The sequence below is a fragment of the Haloferax marisrubri genome (genome assembly GCF_001469875.2).
GTDB classification, from domain to species: domain Archaea; phylum Halobacteriota; class Halobacteria; order Halobacteriales; family Haloferacaceae; genus Haloferax; species Haloferax marisrubri.
This window is the reverse complement of the sequence record NZ_LOPW02000010.1, coordinates 761075-780496: the sequence shown is the minus strand read 5'-3', so window position 1 is coordinate 780496 and position 19422 is coordinate 761075. Positions and strand designations below refer to the sequence as shown.

21 protein-coding genes and 1 tRNA gene are annotated in these 19422 nt (G+C 68.6%); 11 read left to right on the top strand and 11 right to left on the bottom strand.

Translation table 11 applies throughout. From position 1 onward, the window contains the following. Positions 1-3: 3 nt before the first annotated feature. Positions 4-912: a GNAT family N-acetyltransferase gene (locus AUR65_RS10945; protein WP_058566922.1), complete on the top strand. Its 909-nt coding sequence runs from the start codon at positions 4-6 to the stop codon at positions 910-912. 42 nt (positions 913-954) lie between these two features. Here AUR65_RS10945 and AUR65_RS10940 read toward each other — a convergent pair whose 3' ends face one another. Further along, the gene (locus AUR65_RS10940) at positions 955-1992 is read right to left on the bottom strand and encodes a PAS domain-containing protein (protein ID WP_058566921.1); all 1038 of its coding nucleotides are present in this window, start codon (positions 1990-1992) and stop codon (positions 955-957) included. A gap of 172 nt (positions 1993-2164) precedes the next feature. After that, a complete protein-coding gene (gene carA / locus AUR65_RS10935; RefSeq protein WP_058566920.1) occupies positions 2165-3247 on the bottom strand; it encodes a glutamine-hydrolyzing carbamoyl-phosphate synthase small subunit in 1083 nt (360 codons plus the stop codon). A gap of 97 nt (positions 3248-3344) precedes the next feature. Between carA and AUR65_RS10930 the strand changes: the two genes are divergently transcribed. The 4 genes from AUR65_RS10930 (at position 3345) to AUR65_RS10915 (ending at position 5652) form a co-directional block, all read left to right on the top strand. Continuing rightward, on the top strand, positions 3345-3758 hold the full coding sequence (locus tag AUR65_RS10930; RefSeq protein WP_004042482.1) for an Lrp/AsnC family transcriptional regulator: 414 nt from the start codon (positions 3345-3347) through the stop codon (positions 3756-3758). A gap of 75 nt (positions 3759-3833) precedes the next feature. Further along, positions 3834-4403 carry an NUDIX hydrolase gene (locus tag AUR65_RS10925; RefSeq protein WP_058566919.1) on the top strand — a complete coding sequence of 190 codons (570 nt, stop codon included), beginning with the start codon at positions 3834-3836 and terminating at the stop codon, positions 4401-4403. Then, a complete protein-coding gene (locus AUR65_RS10920; protein ID WP_058566918.1) occupies positions 4390-4809 on the top strand; it encodes a desampylase in 420 nt (139 codons plus the stop codon). Before AUR65_RS10925 ends, AUR65_RS10920 begins: the two co-directional genes overlap by 14 nt. 87 nt (positions 4810-4896) lie before the next feature. Continuing rightward, positions 4897-5652: an SDR family NAD(P)-dependent oxidoreductase gene (locus AUR65_RS10915; protein ID WP_058566917.1), complete on the top strand. Its 756-nt coding sequence runs from the start codon at positions 4897-4899 to the stop codon at positions 5650-5652. Positions 5653-5679: 27 nt separating this feature from the next. Here AUR65_RS10915 and kynU read toward each other — a convergent pair whose 3' ends face one another. Further along, entirely contained in the window at positions 5680-6951 is a 1272-nt protein-coding gene (gene kynU / locus AUR65_RS10910) for a kynureninase (protein WP_058566916.1), read from the bottom strand. Positions 6952-7035: 84 nt separating this feature from the next. Between kynU and AUR65_RS10905 the strand changes: the two genes are divergently transcribed. Next, positions 7036-8082 carry an alpha/beta hydrolase gene (locus AUR65_RS10905; protein WP_058566915.1) on the top strand — a complete coding sequence of 349 codons (1047 nt, stop codon included), beginning with the start codon at positions 7036-7038 and terminating at the stop codon, positions 8080-8082. A gap of 6 nt (positions 8083-8088) precedes the next feature. Here the strand turns inward: AUR65_RS10905 and AUR65_RS10900 are convergent, their stop codons facing one another. From AUR65_RS10900 to AUR65_RS19730, 7 genes are all read right to left on the bottom strand, one after another. Continuing rightward, on the bottom strand, positions 8089-9129 hold the full coding sequence (locus tag AUR65_RS10900) for a HypE family hydrogenase expression/formation protein (RefSeq protein ID WP_058566914.1): 1041 nt from the start codon (positions 9127-9129) through the stop codon (positions 8089-8091). Between the two features lie 315 nt (positions 9130-9444). Next, positions 9445-10395, bottom strand: coding sequence for an alpha/beta fold hydrolase (locus AUR65_RS10895; protein ID WP_058566913.1), 951 nt, complete (start codon positions 10393-10395; stop codon positions 9445-9447). A 92-nt stretch (positions 10396-10487) separates the two neighbouring features. Beyond that, positions 10488-12707 carry an amino acid permease gene (locus tag AUR65_RS10890; RefSeq protein WP_058566912.1) on the bottom strand — a complete coding sequence of 740 codons (2220 nt, stop codon included), beginning with the start codon at positions 12705-12707 and terminating at the stop codon, positions 10488-10490. Further along, positions 12704-13165: a universal stress protein gene (locus AUR65_RS10885; RefSeq protein WP_058566911.1), complete on the bottom strand. Its 462-nt coding sequence runs from the start codon at positions 13163-13165 to the stop codon at positions 12704-12706. Before AUR65_RS10885 ends, AUR65_RS10890 begins: the two co-directional genes overlap by 4 nt. Positions 13166-13359: 194 nt before the next feature. Further along, positions 13360-13755, bottom strand: coding sequence for a hypothetical protein (locus tag AUR65_RS10880; protein ID WP_058566910.1), 396 nt, complete (start codon positions 13753-13755; stop codon positions 13360-13362). Between the two features lie 87 nt (positions 13756-13842). After that, positions 13843-14862, bottom strand: a complete 1020-nt coding sequence (locus AUR65_RS10875; RefSeq protein WP_058566909.1) for a YeiH family protein — start codon at positions 14860-14862, stop codon at positions 13843-13845. Next, the gene (locus AUR65_RS19730) at positions 14859-15005 is read right to left on the bottom strand and encodes a hypothetical protein (protein WP_158250834.1); all 147 of its coding nucleotides are present in this window, start codon (positions 15003-15005) and stop codon (positions 14859-14861) included. Before AUR65_RS19730 ends, AUR65_RS10875 begins: the two co-directional genes overlap by 4 nt. Before the next feature lie 208 nt (positions 15006-15213). Between AUR65_RS19730 and AUR65_RS10870 the strand changes: the two genes are divergently transcribed. From AUR65_RS10870 to AUR65_RS10855, 4 genes are all read left to right on the top strand, one after another. Further along, entirely contained in the window at positions 15214-15840 is a 627-nt protein-coding gene (locus AUR65_RS10870) for an adenylate kinase (RefSeq protein WP_004969862.1), read from the top strand. A 121-nt stretch (positions 15841-15961) separates the two neighbouring features. After that, on the top strand, positions 15962-16885 hold the full coding sequence (locus tag AUR65_RS10865) for a DUF106 domain-containing protein (RefSeq protein ID WP_058566908.1): 924 nt from the start codon (positions 15962-15964) through the stop codon (positions 16883-16885). Positions 16886-17075: 190 nt separating this feature from the next. After that, complete coding sequence (cmk, locus tag AUR65_RS10860) at positions 17076-17654, top strand: (d)CMP kinase (protein WP_004969859.1); 579 nt, start codon at positions 17076-17078, stop codon at positions 17652-17654. Between the two features lie 2 nt (positions 17655-17656). Continuing rightward, a complete protein-coding gene (locus tag AUR65_RS10855) occupies positions 17657-18526 on the top strand; it encodes an RNA-guided pseudouridylation complex pseudouridine synthase subunit Cbf5 (RefSeq protein ID WP_058566907.1) in 870 nt (289 codons plus the stop codon). A gap of 7 nt (positions 18527-18533) precedes the next feature. On the opposite strand, the gene AUR65_RS10850 is transcribed toward AUR65_RS10855, so the two are convergent. Continuing rightward, the gene (locus AUR65_RS10850) at positions 18534-18818 is read right to left on the bottom strand and encodes a hypothetical protein (protein WP_058566906.1); all 285 of its coding nucleotides are present in this window, start codon (positions 18816-18818) and stop codon (positions 18534-18536) included. Positions 18819-18991: 173 nt separating this feature from the next. Between AUR65_RS10850 and AUR65_RS10845 the strand changes: the two genes are divergently transcribed. Continuing rightward, a tRNA-Pro gene (locus AUR65_RS10845) sits at positions 18992-19062 on the top strand. Positions 19063-19422 lie beyond the last annotated feature (360 nt).

Below are 19422 nucleotides of genomic sequence, written 5' to 3'. Positions count from 1 at the left end.
CTGATGGAGATTCGACCCGCGCGACCCGAGGACTACGACGCGGTCGCCGCGTTCACCCGCGACACGTGGGCCGACCGCGGCGGGTCGGACTACATCCCCGACATCTACCACGACTGGATTTCCCCCGGCGAGTTGGAGCAGGCGACGCTCCTCGTCGATATGGGCGAGGAGACGCCCTCCGACGACGTGGCCGCCATCGCGCAGGTCGTCATGCTCTCGGAGTACGAGGGCTGGGCGCAGGGTATGCGCGTCGCGCCCGACTACCGCGAGCAGGGCCTCGCCACCCGGCTGTCGCACGCGCTTCTCGACTGGGCGCGCGAGCGGGGGGCGCGCCGCGTCCGCAACATGATTCACTCGTGGAACGTCCCGAGTCTCGCCAACGCCCGCACCGTCGGATTCGACCCCGGCATCGAGTTCCGCTGGGCGACGCCCGAGCCGGACGCGACCGCCGAACCGGACGCGGTGGTCGGCGACGACGCCGACGCCGCGTGGGCCTACTGGACCGGGAGCGAGGCGCGGACCGAACTGTCGGGGCTCGCGCTCGACCCCGTCGAGTCGTGGGCGCTCTCCGAACTGACCCGCGACCGCCTCCACGACGCCGCGGCCGACGACCGGCTGTTCGTCGTCGGCGACGACCGTGCGACCGGCTTCACCTATCGAAACCGGACCTACTCGCGCGAACTCGACGGCGAGGGCGAGGTGACGTGGGCCGAGTACGCGGTCGCCGCGTGGGACGACGCGTCGGCCTGCGGGTCGCTGTTGGACGCGGTTCGACGCGACGCCGCCGCGGTCGGCGCGGACCGGACGCGCGTCCTGCTCCCCGAGCGCATCGAGTGGATTTCCGATGCGTCGCTCGCCCGGAGCGACCTCGCGGAGGAACCGACGTTCGTCATGGAAGCGGACCTCTCCTGACTGGCGCGCGGTTCGCCGTTTTCGACGACGACCGAACGTCGGTCAGTTCCACTCGACGCCGCGGACTTCGAAGCGTGCCCCGCCGAGTTCCGAGTCTCCCACGTCGAACTGCCAGCCGTGCAGGTCGGCGATTCGTCGCGCCGTCGGGAGATGCGGGGAGGCGTAGTCGACGCCGAGCAACTGGCTCGAATCCGCGGTCGCCGCCGCGCGCTCTTCCGGAGACGGATGGGGGCCGTCGTCGTCGACGTAGAACCCATCGGCAGTCGTTCCCACGACGACGCTGAACGACGCGCCGGGTGAGTCGTTCCGCTCGAAGCAGTTCGTGAGCACCGCGACTAAGAACAGCCCGAAGAGGTGGGTGTCGGCCAAGAGCGACCCGTCGCCGACGACCCGAATCGAGGCGCCGCTCCCGCCGTCGAGCGACGCGACGGCCCGCGCTTGCGCGACGTGCTCGCGGAAGTCCACCGGCGCGAGGTCGATTGTGCTCGGTTGCTCGGCGATGCCGATGCTCCACTCGACGAGCGAGTCGATGCGCGAGAGGCTCTCCGAGAGCGCCACCGCGTCGTCGCCGTCGACCGCGGCGAGGCGCTCGGCGGACGCGGTGGCCGACGCGAGTTGGGCTTTGAGTTCCGAGGCGAGCACGCTGACGAGCGCCGCGAGGTGCTCGTTCTTCTCGTTGACCTGCAGTTCCGCGAGCCGTCTGTCGGTGATGTCGAAGTGAGCGACGAGCGCGAAGTTCCCGTGTCTCGGCGTGTCTATCGGGACGACGCGGAGGGCGAACCACCGGTAGACCGTGGGCGAGTGACACGGGTACTCAACGGTAAAGAGGTCGCGCTCACCGCGGAGCACCGCGCGGATGCCGTCGGCGACGACGCCCGCGATTTCGTCGGTCTCGCTGGCCGCGTCGCACACGTCGAGGTAGTTGACGCCGGTCGAATCGAGGTCGCCGACGTAGTCGTTCGCGTCGGCGAACGTCCGCCACGCCCGGTTCGTGTAGACGATGTCGCCACGCCTGTCGAGGAGGGCAATCGTCGCCGGGAACTCCTCGAACCCGCGTTCGATGAGCGATACGTCGTCCATTATAGGTTATAATACGCCGTGAAACCGTTTGACAGTTTCTCTCATGGACGGGTTACGACGCGTCGCTCGCGGGGTGACAATCGGAGAAAATCGGTGTTCGGACGCCGACGGTCGGGGTGCAATCGACCGGGGCGTCTAGAGTCGGAAATCGGGTCGGTCGGGGTCGCGGTGGTCAGTCCGAGGCGACGACTCGGGGCTTATGCTCGTTTCCCTCTGTACCCGCCATGGCGAGCACGTCGTCGAAGAAGCCGAGCGAGTCGTGGGGGCCGGGGTGGGCTTCGGGGTGGTACTGGCGCGTGATGACGCTCAGTTCCTCGCTGGCGAGGCCTTCCGCGGTGTCGTCGTTGACGTTGACCTGCGTCACGTCGAGTTTGTCGCCGGGGTCGGCGACGGTGTAGCCGTGGTTCTGGGTCGTCATGACGACTTTGCCGGTCTGGAGGTCGCGGACCGGCTGGTTGACGCCGCGGTGGCCGAAAGCCATCTTCTCGGTGGTGCCGCCGAGCGCGCTGGCGACGATCTGCTGGCCGAGGCAGATGCCCGCCAGCGGTACCTCGCCGGCGAACTCCTCGACGAGTTCGCGCGTTGCGGTGTAGTTCTCGGGGTCGCCGGGGCCGTTCGAGATGAACAGCACGTCGGGTTCGAGCGCGGACACGTCCTCGGCGTCCGCGTCGTAGGGGAGCACGTGAACCGTCGCACCGCGGTCGACGAGGGAGTCCACGATGGAGCCCTTCGCGCCGCAGTCGACGAGCGCGACGGTGGTGTCGCCGTCGCCCTCGTACGTCGTCAGTTCGGTCGTGGTGACCTGTGCGCCGATATCGACGTGCTCGCTCATGCCCTTGCACTGCGCGAGTTCCTCCTTCGCGTCCTCGGGAGTCACGTCCTCGCCGACGGCGATTCCGACCTTCATCGCGCCCTCCTCGCGGATGGACGTGACGAGGTCGCGCGTGTCGAGGTGGTCGACCGCCGGGACGCCCTCGTCTGCGAGCCACTCGACGACTTCCTCGGTGAACTCACGTGCGACGGCCGCCCGAGGGTGGACCCGGTCGGACTCGAATCGCTCGGCTCGGACGCCGTAGTTCCCGATGAGAGGGTACGAGAAGGTGAGAACTTGTTCTTCGTACGAAGGGTCGGTCAGACTCTCTTCGTATCCCGTATATGCGGTTGTGAACACCAGTTCACCGCGTGTGCGGCCCGGAACACGGCCACGCGCTTCGACCACGCGTCCGTCTTCCAGCGCCAGGTAGGCGTCCGACATTACGAGAAACGAACGGAACACGGGTGCATAAGTGTTACTTTCGAAGTCGAGTTACGAAATTCGTAATCGGTAAGTCGCTGGGCGCGGCACGTGAGATATGGACGAGCTTGACCGACGCATCCTCGACATCCTTCGACGGGACGCTCGGACCCCCAACACGGAGATTGCGGCCGAAGTCGGGACCTCCGAGGGCACCGTCAGAAACCGCGTCGAGCGGTTGGTCGAGGAGGGCGTCATCGAGCGCTTTACCATTTCGACCCGCACGGGGAACCTGAAGGCGATGATAGAGGTGACCGTCGCGGTCGACGTGGACACCAACGACGTGTCCGAGCTGATGGCCGACTGGAAGGACGTCGACTTCGTCTGGCAGGTCTCCGGCGAGGAGGATATCGTCCTCGTCGTCGACGCCGCCGACACCCGCGCCGTCAACGACCTCATCACCCGCGCCCGGGAGCACGACGACGTGAAGAGCACCAAAACCCGCCTGATTCTCGACGAGCGTCTCGGGTGACGGTGCGCCGCCGTCGGCCCGTGGGCCGCGGTTCGCATCGAAGCTTAGTTGACCCCCGACTCCGACGGAAGGCACATGAGCAACGCAGCAGCCGACGAGGCTACTGAACTCCACAAGAACGCAGCGCAGGACGTCATCGCCGTCGACTCCGACGACAACGCGGAGGGGACGGTCAACCGACTCGACGCCCACACGGGCGACGGCATCCGCCACCGCGCCTTCACCTGCCTCGTGTTCAACGAGGAGGGCCAGATACTCCTCGCCCAGCGCGCGCCCAACAAGCGCCTGTGGGACACCTCCTGGGACGGCACCGTCGCGTCTCACCCCGTCGAGGGACAGACCCAAGAGGAAGCCACCGAAGAACGCCTCGAAGAGGAACTCGGCATCTCGCCCGACCAGTACTCCGACCTCCGCGTCACGGACAAGTTCGAGTACAAGCGCTACTACGAGAACGCCGGCCTCGAATGGGAGGTCTGTGCCGTCCTGAAGGTCACCCTCGAAGACACCACGCTCGACCCCGACGAAGAGGAAATCGCGGGGATGCTCTGGGTGGACTACGAGCACCTCCACGACCACCCCGAGTGGTACCGTCAACTGCGCCTCTGCCCGTGGTTCGAAATCGCCATGCGCCGTGACTTCGAGTAGGCTCGCCCTCGCAGACGACGCGCGACGCTCGATTCTCTCGCACGCCCGCGAGGGTGCCGCCGCCGACCCGCCCGCGGAGGTCTGCGGCGTCCTCGCCGGCGACAGCGACGCGCGCACCGTCACCGCCGCTCACCCCGTTTCGAACGTCGCCGACGAGCCGCGGGTCGCCTACGAACTCGACCCCGAGGAGACGGTTTCGATTATCGAAATCGTCGAGTCCGCGGGCGACGACGCGGTCGGCTTCTACCACTCGCACCCCGAGTCCGACCCGGTCCCGAGCGCGACCGACCGGGAACAGGCGTCGTGGCCGGGCTACGTCTATCTCATCTGCTCGCCCGACGGCGGGATGACCGCCCACGAGTGGACCGGAAACGAGTTCCACGAACTCACTATCGCGGTCGAGTGACTCGTCGGCCTCCCAACCCTCGCCGGTACGCCGCGACCGCCGGCACGCTTCGGTGAGAATATCCTTTCTCAGTTCGCAGACGCATCCATGGAACCCGACCGCTACGACGACCTCGACGGACAGGTCGCGCTCGTCACCGGCGCGAACCGAGGTATCGGCCGCCAGATAGCCGAGAACCTCCGCGACCGCGGCGCGACGGTGTACGCGGGGTCGCGCAGCGTCACGAACGAGACGCCCGAGGGGACGGAACGCGTCCTCCTCGACGTGACCCAAGAAGGCGACATCGAGGAGGTCGTCGACGGCATCTTCGCCGACCAGAGCCGCCTCGACATCCTCGTCAACAACGCCGGCATCGCCGAGGGCGGTGACGTTCGTGAATCGGATACCGATTCACGAGCCAACCAGAACGCGACGCGTTCTGGTGACGACATCGTCGCCGAACCGACAGAGCGAATCGACCGCACCCTCGGCGTCAACCTCCGCGGGCCGATGCTCCTGTGCAAGCACGCGGTTCCCCTCCTCCTCCAGTCCGACGGCGGCCGCGTCGTCAACGTCTCGTCCGGCATGGGCGCGCTCGGCGAGGAGCAGTCCGGCGGGTCGCCCGCGTATCGAATCTCGAAGACCGGTCTCAACGGCCTCACCGCCTACCTCGACGGCCAGTACGGCGACGACGGCCTCATCGCCAACTCGGTGTGTCCCGGCTGGGTCCGCACCGACATGGGCGGCGAGGAGGCGAACCGACCGGTCGAGAAGGGCGCGGAGACGCCGACGTGGCTCGCGACGTTCAAGCCCGGCGCGCCCGCCGGGAAATTCTGGCGCGACAAGGAAGTCATCGACTGGTAAGCGACCGACGCCCCGCCGCCGCGACCCTCACGTGACGCCGCCGCTTTGCTTCTCGAACGTCTCGTAGTCTTTCCCGTCCAGAATCTCGCGGAACTGCTCGACCGCCCGGTACACGTCCTCGAAGCCGACGTACGCCGGCGCGGGGGCCACGCGAACGACGTTCGGCTGGCGGAAGTCAACGATGACGTCCCGTTCCTTGAGCGCGAGGCTGATACGGTAGGCCTCGGGGTGTTCGACCGCGACGTGGCCGCCGCGGGCCGCGGGGTCACGCGGCGTGCCGACCTCGCACTCCGGGAGCCGCTCGTCCACGAGGTCGATGAGGTAGTCCGTGAGCGCCAGCGACTTCTCGCGGAGGGCGGCCACGCCGCCGGCGTCCTCGACGATGTCGAGCGCGCCGTCGAGAGGGGCCGCGGACAGCACCGGGACCGTCCCGGACTGGAACGCGCCGGCCGACTGGGCCGGCTCGTAGGTCATCGCCATGTCGAACTGCGTCTCCTTGTCGTTGCCCCACCAGCCGGCGAGCGCGGGCGTGACGCCGAAGTGGCGCTCGTTGACGTAGAGGCCGGCGATGGAGCCGGGGCCGGCGTTGAGATACTTGTAGTGACACCAGACGGCGAAGTCCGCGCCCACCTCGGAGAGCCGGTGCGGGACCGCGCCGACGGAGTGCGCGAGGTCGAAGCCGGCCAGCGCGCCGGCCTCGTGCGCCGCCTCGGTGATGGCCTCGATGTCGAACAGTTGGCCGCTTCGGTAGAGGACCGAGGGGAGAAACACCATCCCCACGTCGTCGTCGATGGCGTCGAGCACGTCCTCGGTCTCGATGGTCCGCCCGTCGCGGCTCTCGACCACGCGGAGCGCCTCGTCGGGGTCGCGGCCGGCCGCCCGGAGTTGCGCGCGAATCGCGTAGTGGTCCGTCGGGAAGTCGAGGTCGTCGACGACGATTTTCTCGCCGCGGGCGGGGTCGTAGAACGTCCCGACGAGCGCGTGGATGTTGACGGTGGTGGAGTTGGCGACGACGACCTCGTCGGGGTTCGCGCCGACGAGCGGGGCGAGTCGCTCGCCCAGTCGCTCGCCGTAGGTGAACCACTCCGGGTCGGCGTCGGTCCACCCGCGGATGGCGAGGTCGCGCCACTCGTCGATGACGCGTTCGAGCGCCGCTTCGGCGTCGACGGACAGCGGGCCGAGCGAGTTACCGTCCATGTACAGTTCGCCCTCGGGGACCAAAAAGCGGTCACGGAGGTCCGAAAGCGGGTCCGCCGCGTCCATCTGGCGGGCGGCCTCGACGGTGAGGTCGTCGGTCATACGCGTGTCGAAGCGCCGGCGCGACAAGTAGATTCACGACCCGCACGGCGTGGTGTTTTTCACGGTCGCCCGCGGCCCACCGGTATGGTTCGCTCCGACGGCGACGACCGACCTGATGGCGAGTCCCGGCCCGACGCCGACGACGCCGACAATAGCGATTTCGACGCCGCGGTCGCCGACCGCGCGACCGACCTCGACCCGCAGGCCCGCGCGGCCGTCGCCGAGGTCGAGCGACTGGGGCTCCCCGAGTGGTCCGCGCTCGGCGTCGAGAGCGTCCGCCGGGTCGAAGACGAGGTGTTCTCGGCCGGCGACGCCCCCGAGGTCGCCCGCGTTACGAACTTCGCAATCGACGGCGAGAGCGGCGAGAGAGCCACCTCAACCCACGAGATTCCGCTCCGCATCTACCACCCCGCGCCCGGCGAGACGCGCCCCGCGCTCGTCTTCTTTCACGGCGGCCTCTGGGCGATGGGCACGCTGGATTCAATCGACGGTGTCTGCCGACGGCTCGCGGTCCGTTCGGGTCGCGTCGTCGTCTCGGTCGACTACCGACTCGCGCCCGAACACCCGTTTCCCGCCGGCCTCGACGACTGCGTGCGGGCGGTCGAGTGGGTCGCGGAACACGGCGCGTCCGTCGGCGCAGACGCTGACCGCCTCGCCGTCGCGGGGACCAGCGCCGGCGGCAACCTCGCGGCCGCCGTCTGCCTCCACGCCCGGGAGTTCGGTGGCCCCAATATCGAGAGACAGGTTCTCCTGTACCCGATGACCGACTGCTCGGCCGACCACGACTCGCTCCGGGAGAACGCCGACGGCCCGCTTCTCACCCGCGACGACGTGCTGTGGGCCCACGACACCTACCTCCGGGAACCGGTGGACCGTTACAACCCCTTCGCCGCGCCGCTCCGGGCCGACTCGCACGCCGACCTCCCGCCCGCGTACGTCGTCACCGCCGGCTTCGACCCGCTTCGGGACGAGGGGGCGGCCTACGCGTCGGCGCTCGACGCCGCCGGGGTCGAGGTCGTCCACGACCACGAGGCCGCCATGCCGCACGGCTTTCTGATCCTCACAGCCGACGTCGACGCGGCGGACGCGGCGCTCGGCCGGGTCGCGGAGGCGCTGGAAAACGAGGGCTGAGTCCGCTTATTCGTCGGCGTCCGACCGCTCGGCCTCGCGGGCGAGTCGGTCGTAGGCGGCCCACGAGGGGTCCACGTCGGGGTGTTCGATGCGCTCGCCGTCGACGACGACGCCCTCGCCCGCGACGACGGTGCCGGCGACGCCGACGGGGGTGCCGCGGGCGTCGAGCGCGGCGACCACGTCGTCCGTGACGGCGGGGTCCGTGGCGACGACGAGCGACCCGGCGGTGGTCGAGCGCCACGGGTCGATGCCGAGGAAGTCGCAGGTCTCGCGGACGCCGGGGCGAAGCGGGATGCTCGACTCGTCGATTTCGAGTTGGACGCCCGCGCTCTCGGCGATTTCGTTGAGCGCGCCGTGGACGCCGCACTCGGTGGCGTCGTGCATGGCGTGGACGCCGCGGCCGCCGGCCGCCGAGACGGTCATCGCGTCGCGGACGGCGTCGGTCTCGTCGAGTCGCGCCTGCGCGGCGTCGAGCACGTCGGCGTCGAGGTCGGCGAAGGCGCCCGGGAACAGCGTCGTCAGGAGCCCGGTCGCCTCGACGCCCGGCCCCTTCGTCACGAGCACGTCGTCGCCGGGTTTCGCGCCGTCCGGGCGGACCACGTCGTCGTGGTCGCCGACGGCGAGCGCGGTCGCGCCGCCGACCCACGGGTACGAACAGCCGGCGTAGCGGGCGGTGTGGCCGGTGACGATGCTGACGCCGAGGTCGTCGGCCTCGTCGTGCATCGCTTCCCAGAGTTCGGCGAACTGCGCGTCGGTCATCTCGGGCGGGAGCGTAAAGGAGACGGCGAGGTGCGAGGGGTCCAGCCCCGAGACGGCGATGTCCGAGAGGACGATGTCGATGGCGAACCGGCCCGCGCGCTCGAAGCCGAGCGCGGGAAGCACGGAGACGGGGTCGGTCGCGATGGCGACGGCGGTCCCGTCAATGTCGAGGAGGCCGAAGTCGACGCCGTGGGTCGGGCCGAGCGCCACGTCGTCGCGGGCCGCGCCCAACCGCGGGTAGATGTACTCGTCGAAGAACTCGCGGTCGACCTTTCCGAGGTCGGTCATACGCGACCTGCGGGGGCCGCCAGTAAGAACGTACTCATCCGCCGCCGACGGGGCCGACCCGGTCGCGTTCGAGGCCGTTCGTCGTCGCCGCCGCTCGCCGGTCGAAAGGTGGGACGGTCCCCCGTCCCTGCTCATGAAGAGACGCGGAGACGGTTCGAAGGGGCATGGAAAGTCCCACCACCGGACTGCTCCCGCGTCGGTTCAACCTGAACGCCGGACGTACAAGAACCTCGCTAAGTTCCCTCGATGGACCTATATATCTCCACGGAGGATGCGGAGAATACTGCCGCTTCGAGAAAATCGACTCCCCGGCGGTCAGACGGGTCGGTGGCCCGCTTCGTCGGGGGTGTTGTTCGGGGTCCGCCACGCGTCGTCGAGGTGTTCGACGACCGTACGGGCGACGGCCACCGGCTCCTCGTGGTGGACCCAGTGGGTCGCCTCGTCGAACGTCTTGAGGTGGCCGTCCTCACAGAACGCGAGGCTCTCGCGCGCCATCTTCGGTCGGAGGAACCGGTCGCGGCTCCCCCAGACGACGAGCGTCGGCACCTCGACCGTCTCCGCCCGGGGGCGCGGGCGCTCGCGGACGACCGCGCGGTACCAGTCCACCATCGAGCCGTAGGCACCGGGCACCGACCACGCGGCGCGGTAGCGGTCGAGGTCGGTCGCCGAGAACGTGCCGGGGAGCGCGGAGCCGGTCATCGTCCGCTCCAGGACGGCCCAGTCGCCGACGGGAGTGAGGAGTTCGGGGAGCTTCGGCAGTTGGAAGAACAGGACGTACCAGCTTCGGAGCTGTTGGCCCGGGTCGCGTCTGAGGTGGCGGGCGAGCACCGCCGGGTGCGGGAGGTTCATCGCGGTCAGCGAGCGCACCCGGTCCGGGTGGTGAAGCGCGGTCCACCACGCAACCGCGCCACCCCAGTCGTGGCCGACGACGTGGGCCTTCTCGCGGCCGAGCGCGTCCGCGACGCCGACCACGTCGTCGGTGAGCTCGTCGATGCTGTACCACTCGACGCCCGCGGGGCGGTCGCTCAGGTTGTAGCCGCGCTGGTCGAGCGCGACGACCCGATAGCCCGCCTCGGTCAACGGGCGGAGGTAGTCCGCCCACGCGTACCAACACTCCGGGAAGCCGTGGAGGAGGACGACGAGTTCGCCGTCTTCCGGTCCGGCTTCGACCGCGTGGAGCGTGACCTCGCCCACCTCGATACGACGGCTCGTCGCCTCGACGGCCAGCTCCACGTCGTCGCGCGACAGCCCCGATTGCTTCGCCATACCCCTCGCTACGGCGGCGAAGAAGAAATGTGCCGCGGCGACGCGTGGCCGTCGTCTGCGAGAAAACGGGTCGGTTTCGCGGCCCGGTTCGGCTACCCGAACAGGCGCTCTCTGATGCTCCGAGAGCGACTCCGTTCGGCTAAGAGGACCGAACACTCCACGTCGTCGACGACGTCCATGACGACGGTGCCGCTGACGAGCCGCGAGAGCAGGCCGCGCTCCGTCGCACCGACGACGAGGAGCGACGCGTCGGTCGCGTGGGACTCGATGGCACTCTCGACGTCGCCGGTCTCGACGGTGAGCGTGGCGTCGCCGAGCCCGCGCTCGTCGGCCCACTCGCGGAGGAAGCGCTCACCCGCGTCTCTGTCGTCGGCGACGTGGAGGAGCTCTATCTCCGCGTCGCAGAACTCGCGTAAGACCGAGGCGATGGACGCCGAAAGGTCGGAGTCCGGGCCGCCGGCGGTCGGGACGAGCACGTGCGAGGGGTCGAAGCCGCGGTCCTTCAGCACCAACACGTCGTAGGGGAGCGCGTGCGTTATCTCCTCGTACGCGCTCTCGGCGCGGCCGGGCGACCCGTGGCTGTCGGGGCCCCAGCCCATGACGACGAGGTCGGCGTTGTAGGTCTCCGCCGCGTCGAACACTTCCTCGAACGACCGGTGGGAGAGAACGGTGTGCGTCTCCATGTCCACGCCGAGTTCGTCGGCGTCGACGCGGGCCTGTTCGAGCAGGCGGTCGGCCTCGGCGAAGTCGTACTCCTCGCGGGCCGATTCGAGAGCGGTCTGGTCCGGCACCTTCACGATGTGGACGCCGACGAGCGTCCCGTCGTTGGCCTTGGTGACGGCCCCGGCCAGCGAGATGAGGTCGCGCTCGCTTTCGGGGTTCGAAAGCGGGACCATGACGCGGTAGCCCCCGTCGGGCTGGACCGACGTGGCGGCCGAGACCGCGGCGTCCGGGAGCTGCTCCGACTGCTGGAGCAGGTACTTTCCGAGGATGCCCTGCTTCGTCGCTTTCGTGCGGGCGTAGGCGGCGTACCACACCATGGCGAACACCACGAAGCCGGCCGCGAGGAGGACGATGGTGTCGGCGAAGAACGCGATGAGTGCGAACGACGTAATCGCCCCGAGGACGGGAACAATGGGGTACAGCGGAACCCGGTAGTCCGGCTGGTAATCCTCGGGGTCGGACACGCGCATCACGATGAGCGAGACGTTGAGCAGCCCGTAGATGATGAGGTGGAGGACGCTCCCGGCGTTCGCGAGGGTGTTGACGTCAGCCAGCAGGATAAACAGGAGGATGAACCCGCCGGTGATGGCGATAGAGCGGTACGGCGTGCCGAATCGGGGGTGAATCTCGTTGAGTGCCGTGGAGACGATTCGGTCGCGCCCCATGGCGAAGTTAATCCGCGAGGAGGCGAGAATCGAGGCGTTCGCGGACGAGGCGGTGGCGAGGAGGCCGCCGAACAGCATCGCGCCCGCACCGACCGGACCGATGAGGAGCCGGGCGACGTCGACGACGGCGGTCTCGTTCCCGGCGACGAGGCTGTTGTCCACGGCGGCCAGCACGGTCAGGAGGACGAGCGCGTACACCAGCGTCACGATGACGACGCTGCCGAGGACGGCACGCGGGAGGTTCTTTCCGGGGTCCTTGATTTCCTCCGCGACGGAGGTAATCTGGACGAACCCGAGGTACGAGACGAAGATGAGGCCGGTCACGGGCAGGAGCGGCGACACGCCCCTGTCCGGCGGGACGAACGGCCGGAGTTTGGCGAGGTCCGCGTTCAGGAGTCCGAAGACCGTGAACACGGCGAGGATGGCCAGCAAAATGAGTACGATGGCGTTCTGTAGCTTCCCCGTCTCCTTCGCACCGACGTAGTTGATGAACACGAAGAGGAGGCCGCCCGCGAGGGCGACGAGCTTCACGGCGGAGACCGTGATACCGCCGAGGACGAGGCTCGGAATGGGGAGGAACGTCACCACGTACTGACCGAACCCGGTCATGTAGAACGCGGAGGCGAACGCGAGTCCCATCCAGTTGCCCCACCCGGCGACGCTGCCGAACAGCGGCCCGAGGGCGTGGTTGATGTAGTAGTACGCGCCGCCGGACTTCGGCATCGCGGTGCCCAGTTCGCTGGCGGACATGGCGGTCAAGAGCGCGATGACGCCGCCGAGGACGAACGCGGCGGCCGAGAGCGGCCCAGCCTGTTGGACCGCGGCCCCCGGAAGCACGAAGATACCCGCGCCGATCATCGTCCCGATACCGATGGTCAACGCCGCGAGCGGGCCGAGGTCTTTCGCGAGTTCCTCGTCTGTCATGTTTCACCGCCTTCGTCGGCGTTGTCCGCCGGTAGCACGACCACGGGACGGTCGCTGTGCCGAATCAACTCCTCGCGGACCGCGCCCGAAAAGAGGTCCCACCACGAGTGGCCGCCGCGCGGGGTGAAGACGATGGCCGACGCGTCGGTCTCGCGAGCCGCTTCGAGAATGGCGTCGCCGACGTCGGTCGCGAACCGGAGGTCGGTCTGGAGTTCGATACCGGCGTCGTCCGCGGCGCGGCGGGCGATATCGAACAGTTCGTCTGCGACCTCCTCGCGCTGTTCGACGCCGGCTTTGTCCGGCGCGCCGCCCGCCTTCTCGATGACGTGGACGACGGAGGCTCGACCGTCGGCCGCGGCGATGCGCGGGAACGCGGTGGTACAGGTGAGTTCGGCGTCGTCCGCGTTCGCGAGCGGCAGCAGGGGACGCGAGAACAGCGGTTCGACGTGTTCAGTCATGTGTCGAACCTGTGAGAGTGGAGTGAGAGAGGCGATTCCACCCGGCGGAACGGGATTGTGCCGGGGCGAGCGAGCCCAATTCACAACGTGACCGTCGGGAATTCATGCGCGGAAGTTGTGGGGCAATAGATTTAGAAGTTCGCAAACCGGGGCACGGCGTCGAAGCAAATCGAACGCGGAGAGAACGCGTCCGCTCAGACGGCGGTGACCCACGCCCGGTACGCCTCGTCGCGGCCGTAGACCGCCTGAAAGACCCGGTCAGCGAATCCGGCGAGGCGGTTAGCGTCCGAGCGAGCGGTGATGCGGACGTTCGTCCCCTCGGCCTCCTCGGGGCTCTCCAGTTGGTCGATGCGGAACTCGGGGAACTCCGAGAGGAGCGTCTTGAGCCGGTCGAGTTCGTCTTCGGTCACGTCCATGTTGAACGTCTGGTCGGCGAACTGAATCCACGGGCCGGGGCCCTCGCCGTCGAGGTCGTCGAGGCGCTCGGCCTCGATAGTGAGAAAGGCGCTGCCGCGGTCGCGGTGTGCCGACACGGCGTCGGCGAAGAGCTTCCGGCGCTCGCGGGTGGTGTCGGCCTCGAATCGAGTCATGCGGGTTGCTACACCCGGGCGGTACAAAAGCGGCCCGCGTCGGGGCGGGTGCGGCGTCAGTCGGACGGCGAGGCGGCCGCCGGCGCGTCAGAACAGCACGAGGACGGCGGCGAGCGCGAGCGCGCTGATGGTGAGCAGTTGCAGTCCGAGGACGGCGAGCGGAGCCGCCCCCGTCTGTCGCATCGCGTCGAGACGGACGTCGAGGCCGAGACCGACGAACGCGAGAGCGAACAGGGCGTCGCTGGCGGTGCCGACGGTCGCGAGCGTCGCGTCCGAGAGCAGGCCGAGGTTGGCGACGGCGGCGACGGCGACGAAGCCGACGAGGAACCGCGGGACCCCGTCGAAGACGGCGCGCAGGCCGGTCGCGGCCTCCTCGGCCCGGCCGGCGTAGCGAATCGCGTAGGCGACGGCGACGAAGCCGAGCATGGAGTTGCGCGCGAGCTTGGTCACCGTCGCCCAACGGCCCGCCACTTCGGAGTGAGCGAAGCCGGCCGCGGTGACGGGGCCGGTGCTGAACATGCTCAGGCCGGCCCAGATGCCGAACTGGCGGCCGGACAGCGGGAGCAGGTCGCCGGCGATGGGGAACGCGGCGAGCGTGAGGGCGTCGAACAGGAGGACCGCGGCGACGACGTGGGCGAGCGACTCGCCGTCGGCGTCGATGGTGCCGGCGATGGCGGTGGCCGCGGAGACGCCGCAGACGCTCGCGCCCGCCGCGAGGAGCGACCCGGTCTTGTCGGCGAGGCCGAACACGCGCCCGGCGACGGCCTCGACGAGGAGGACGCCCGCGGCGACGGTCACGACGACGAGCGCGACCAGCACGGGGCCGGAGGCGACGAGTTCGTCGACGGCGATGCGAGCGCCGAGCAGGACGATGCCCGTCTCGAGGAGGAGCTTCTGCGTGTCGACGCCGGGGCGCGCCCAGTCGGGAACGCCCGCCGTGTTGGCGACGACGGCCCCGAACAGCACGCCGAGCAGGAGCGCGTTGACGCCGGGGACGAAGCCGGCGACGAGCGTGGCCGCCCCCGCGAGGGCGACGAGGAGGCCGACGCCCGGTGCGAGTCGCGCGAGCCGGCCGACGCCGGCAGCCGAGTTCTCCCCGGCGCTCACGGCCCGAGCGTCGCGAGGACGGTCACGACGACGAGACCGAGGGCGGTCGCGCGCCAGCCGCGTTCGAGCGTACACCACAGACTGTACGCGCGCTCGACGGTGGCCGCGCCGAGCGCGTCGCGCATGAGGGACGAATCGCGCATCTGTCGGTGCCACGAGGGCCGCGCCGTTGAACGTGTCGCTTCCGTCTGCGAAACCGGCAACAAATCCCTCGAATACCGCGGTGGGACGGCCGTGGGAGCTGTAGGTCCACGAAGAAAGTGCAATAATTTCTGGTTCCTCTGACCGTCTCCGTCGCAGAACTCAGTACGTATCTTCAACACTATATGCTCTCGCCGGATGGGGTCAGATATGGGAAAGCGCATCCTTCTGCTCGGAGCTCCGGGCGCAGGTAAGGGCACACAGTCGAAGCGACTCGCCGAGACCTACGGCGTCGAACACGTCACCACCGGCGACGCGCTGCGCGCGAACAAGGACATGGAGACCGAGTACGGGACGCCCCGCTCGTTCATGGAGAAGGGCGAACTCGTCCCCGACGCGGTCGTCAACGAAATCGTCGAGGCCGCGCTGGCAGACGCCGACGGCTACGTCCTCGACGGCTACCCGCGGAACCTCTCGCAGGCGGAGTACCTCACCGAAATCACCGACCTCGACGCGGTCATCTACCTGCAGGTCGCCGAGTCCGAACTCGTCGAGCGCCTCACCGGCCGCCGCGTCTGCGACGACTGCGGCACGAACTTCCACGTGAAGTTCAACCAGCCCGAGGAGGAGGGCGTCTGCGACGACTGCGGCGGCGAACTCGTCCAGCGCGACGACGACACCGAAGAGACCGTCCGCGAGCGCCTGTCGGTGTTCGAGGAGAACACCGAGCCCGTCATCGAGCACTACCGCGACGAGGGCGTCCTCGTCGAGGTCGACGGCGAACAGACCCCCGACGAGGTCTTCGAGGACATCCAGTCCGTCGTCGACGACGCGTAAACGCGCGCCGACGCGACGTTTTTTCACCGACTGCGACGGGAGCGCCAGCGCCGCCGGCGGCGCGCTCGCTCTCGTCCCCAGAGTAAAACCTTGATAACAGCCGGTTGCTAAAGAGCCGGTAATGGCACGAATCGAATCTCGGGTGCGCGACCTCGTCGGCTCCGACGCCGACATGCGCGCCGCCGTCGAAACCGTCCTCGACCGGGCGGACGACGGAGAAGTCGAGTGGGCCGACGTTCGCGACGAGCTCACGAGCGGCCAGTGGGGTCGCCTCATCGAGAAGGGTATCCTCGTCGACGGCGACGAGGGGTTCCGGCTCGCCGACGCGGCGGAGACCCGCGCCGGCCTCGAAGACGACACGTCCGGCTCCGGCGGCTCGTCGTCGTCCTCGTCGGCCGACATCGACACCGGCGACTCCTCGTGGTCGAAGTACGACAAGGGCGCGGCCGTCGTCACGGTCGGCCTGTTCCTCGGCTACTCGGTCGCCGAGGTCCGCAACGTCATCGGCGGCGTGATGGACGTGGCGCTCGGTCCGCTGGCCGAGATGCTCCCGTTCTACGCCGTCGTGATGGTCCTCGCGCTCGCGACCGGCCTCTACTCCACGCTCCTGCAGGCGAACCTCATGGACATGGAGAAGATGGGCAAGTACCAAGAGCGGATGAAGGACATCCAACAGCGGCAGAAGGACGCCAAGGAGCGCGGCGACGACGCGGCGCTCGAAAAGATTCAAGAAGAGCAGATGGAGGCGATGGGCGACCAGATGGGCATGTTCAAAGAGCAGTTCCGCCCGATGGTCTGGATCATGTTCCTCACCATCCCGGTGTTCCTCTGGATGTACTGGGCCATCGGCGTCGGCGGCGCGGACGCCCAGCCCCACGTCCAGCTCGAGAACCTCGTGCTCCCGCTCGTCGGCTCCGTCGAGTGGAAGCAGGGCGTCCTCGGGCCGATGCAGGCGTGGATTGTCTGGTACTTCCTCTGTTCGATGGGCTTCACCCAGATCATCCGCAAGAGCCTGAACATCGACATGTCGCCGTCGGCGTCGTAAGCCGACTCGGGCAGCCCAACCGACGCGGGCGACTCGAAGCAACTCGGTTTCTCTCTCCGTTTCCGACGCTCGCCAGCCGCGGGACCCGCCTCGTCTCGACGCCGCGGAGGGTCCTCCGACGCCGTGCGAAGCCTCCGCAGGGGCCGTCGGCAACGATAACACCTTTTAGCCGACCGCACACAGCATGGATATGTTACTGACCGTCTCCGGACCACCGGGCAGCGGGAAAAGCACGACCGCCGCCGCGCTCGCCGAGGCGTTCGACCTCGAACACATAAGCGGCGGGGACATCTTCCGCGAGCTCGCCGCCGAGCGCGACATGACCGCGGTCGAGTTCAACAAACTCGCCGAGGAAGACGACCAAATCGACCGCGACCTCGACCGTCGCCTCCGCGACATCGCGCTCGACCGCGACGACGTGCTCCTCGAATCCCGACTCGCCGGCTGGCTCGCCGGCGACGCCGCCGACCTCCGCTTTTGGCTCGACGCCCCCGTGGACGTCCGCGCCGAGCGCATCGCCGACCGCGAGGACAAAGCGCCCGACATCGCCCGCGAGGAGACGACGACCCGCGAGGCGAGCGAGGCCAAGCGGTACGACGCGTACTACGACATCGACATCACGGACCTCTCTATCTACGATATCGCGCTCAACACCGCCCGCTGGGGCCCGGACGAGGTCACGGCCGTCTGCATCGCCGCGGTCGACTCCTACGACCCCGAGGCCGACGAGGGCAAATACCCCGTCGAAGGCGTCCGCTACGACTTCTGACCATGCTCCGAGACCCGCCCGAACACCGGAGCGTCGACGACCTGCTCTCGTTCGGCGTCGTCAACCTCGACAAGCCGCCGGGGCCGTCGGCCCACCAAGTCACCGGCTGGGTCCGCGACATGGCCGACGTCGACCGCGCCGCCCACTCGGGCACGCTCGACCCGAAGGTGACCGGCTGTCTGCCGACCCTCCTCGGCGACGCGACCCGCATGGCGCAGGTGTTCCTCGAAGGTTCCAAGGAGTACGTCTCCGTCCTCGAACTCCACGGGCCCGCGCCGGCCGACATCGACTCGACCGTCGCCGAGTTCGAATCGAAACTCTACCAGAAGCCCCCACGGAAGTCCGCCGTCTCGCGTCGCCTCCGCGTCCGTGAGGTGTACGACCTCGACCTCCTCGAAGTGAAAGACAGACAGGCGCTCCTGCGCATCCGCTGTGAGTCGGGCACGTACATCCGAAAACTGTGTCACGACCTCGGCCTCGCGCTCGGCACCGGCGGCCACATGGGCCACCTCCGCCGGACCGCGACCGACCCCTTCGACGACGCGGACCTCGTGACGCTCCACGACCTTGCGGACGCCCTCGCGTTCGCCGAGGAGGGCGACGAGTCGTGGCTCCGCGACGTGGTCTCGCCCGCCGAGCGGGCGCTGTCGCACCTCCCGTCCGTGACCATCGCCAACAGCGCGGCCCGCGAGGTCGCCAACGGCGCGCCCGTCTACGCCCCCGGCGTCTTCGACGTCGACGCCGACGCCTCCCGCGGCGACCTCGTCGCCTGTTTCACCGACGACGGTTCGGCCGTCTGTCTGGGCGAACTCGTCGGCGATGCGGACGCCGACGCCGGCGAGGTCGTCTCGCTCGAAGCCGTGTTAGTCTGAGGGCGCGCTACTTTCTTCGGCGCTTTTTGTCCGCGTCCGCGAGCGTCTCCGCCTGTTCGTTGACCGACGCGACCTCCCGTTTCGCGTCCGATTTGTCGAGGTCGTAGACGTAGCGCCACGACGCCAGCGGGTAGCCGTGCGACTCCTCGTCCCGGTCCGCGGCCGGTTCGGACCCGCTCCCGCGGCGTATCGACCACCACCGGGCGGCCGCGACGCCCAGCGCGAGGAGGACGAGGAGCATCACGACGAACGGGAGGAGTCCGAGCGGGACGCTCTGGAGGGACGTGAACATGCGTTGTCATTACTCGCCGCGCGACAAAAGCGTACCCGCGGGCCGACTCCGCCGACTCGGAACCGGTCGAACCGCGGGACGACGGTGCGATACCGTGGCACGGCAGAGCCTCGCGTCGCCGCGACGAAACGAAGGGCTTAACCGCGAGACACGCATCGCTTTGAATGCACCCTGGGACCGTGGGGTAGTGGTATCCTCTGCCGATGGGGTCGGTAGGACCTGAGTTCGACTCTCAGCGGTCCCACTCCACCTTTTTACTTCGTTGACTATCGCTCGAAGAGCGACAGTTTCCTCGCAGAAGCCTGGACGAAAAACGTCCCACGAAGACTCGCTTCGCTTGCTCGCGGTGCAGAAATCGAGTCCGTCTGTGGTCCACTCACGCGTCACGAGAGAACTCCATCCGAACGAGAACTATCTAATCTGCCACGCTCGCCGTCCACTCGATGTTCACCTCCTGTAGAACAGATACGAAAACGCCAGAAACGCTAGCACCGACCCGATAGGAGAAACGCGCCGCGTTGCCACTCCTCGACGAACTCGACCACACTCTTTTCATCCATACAACAACCCTCGCATCGTCGGGAAAAATCTCGTGCAACGCCGG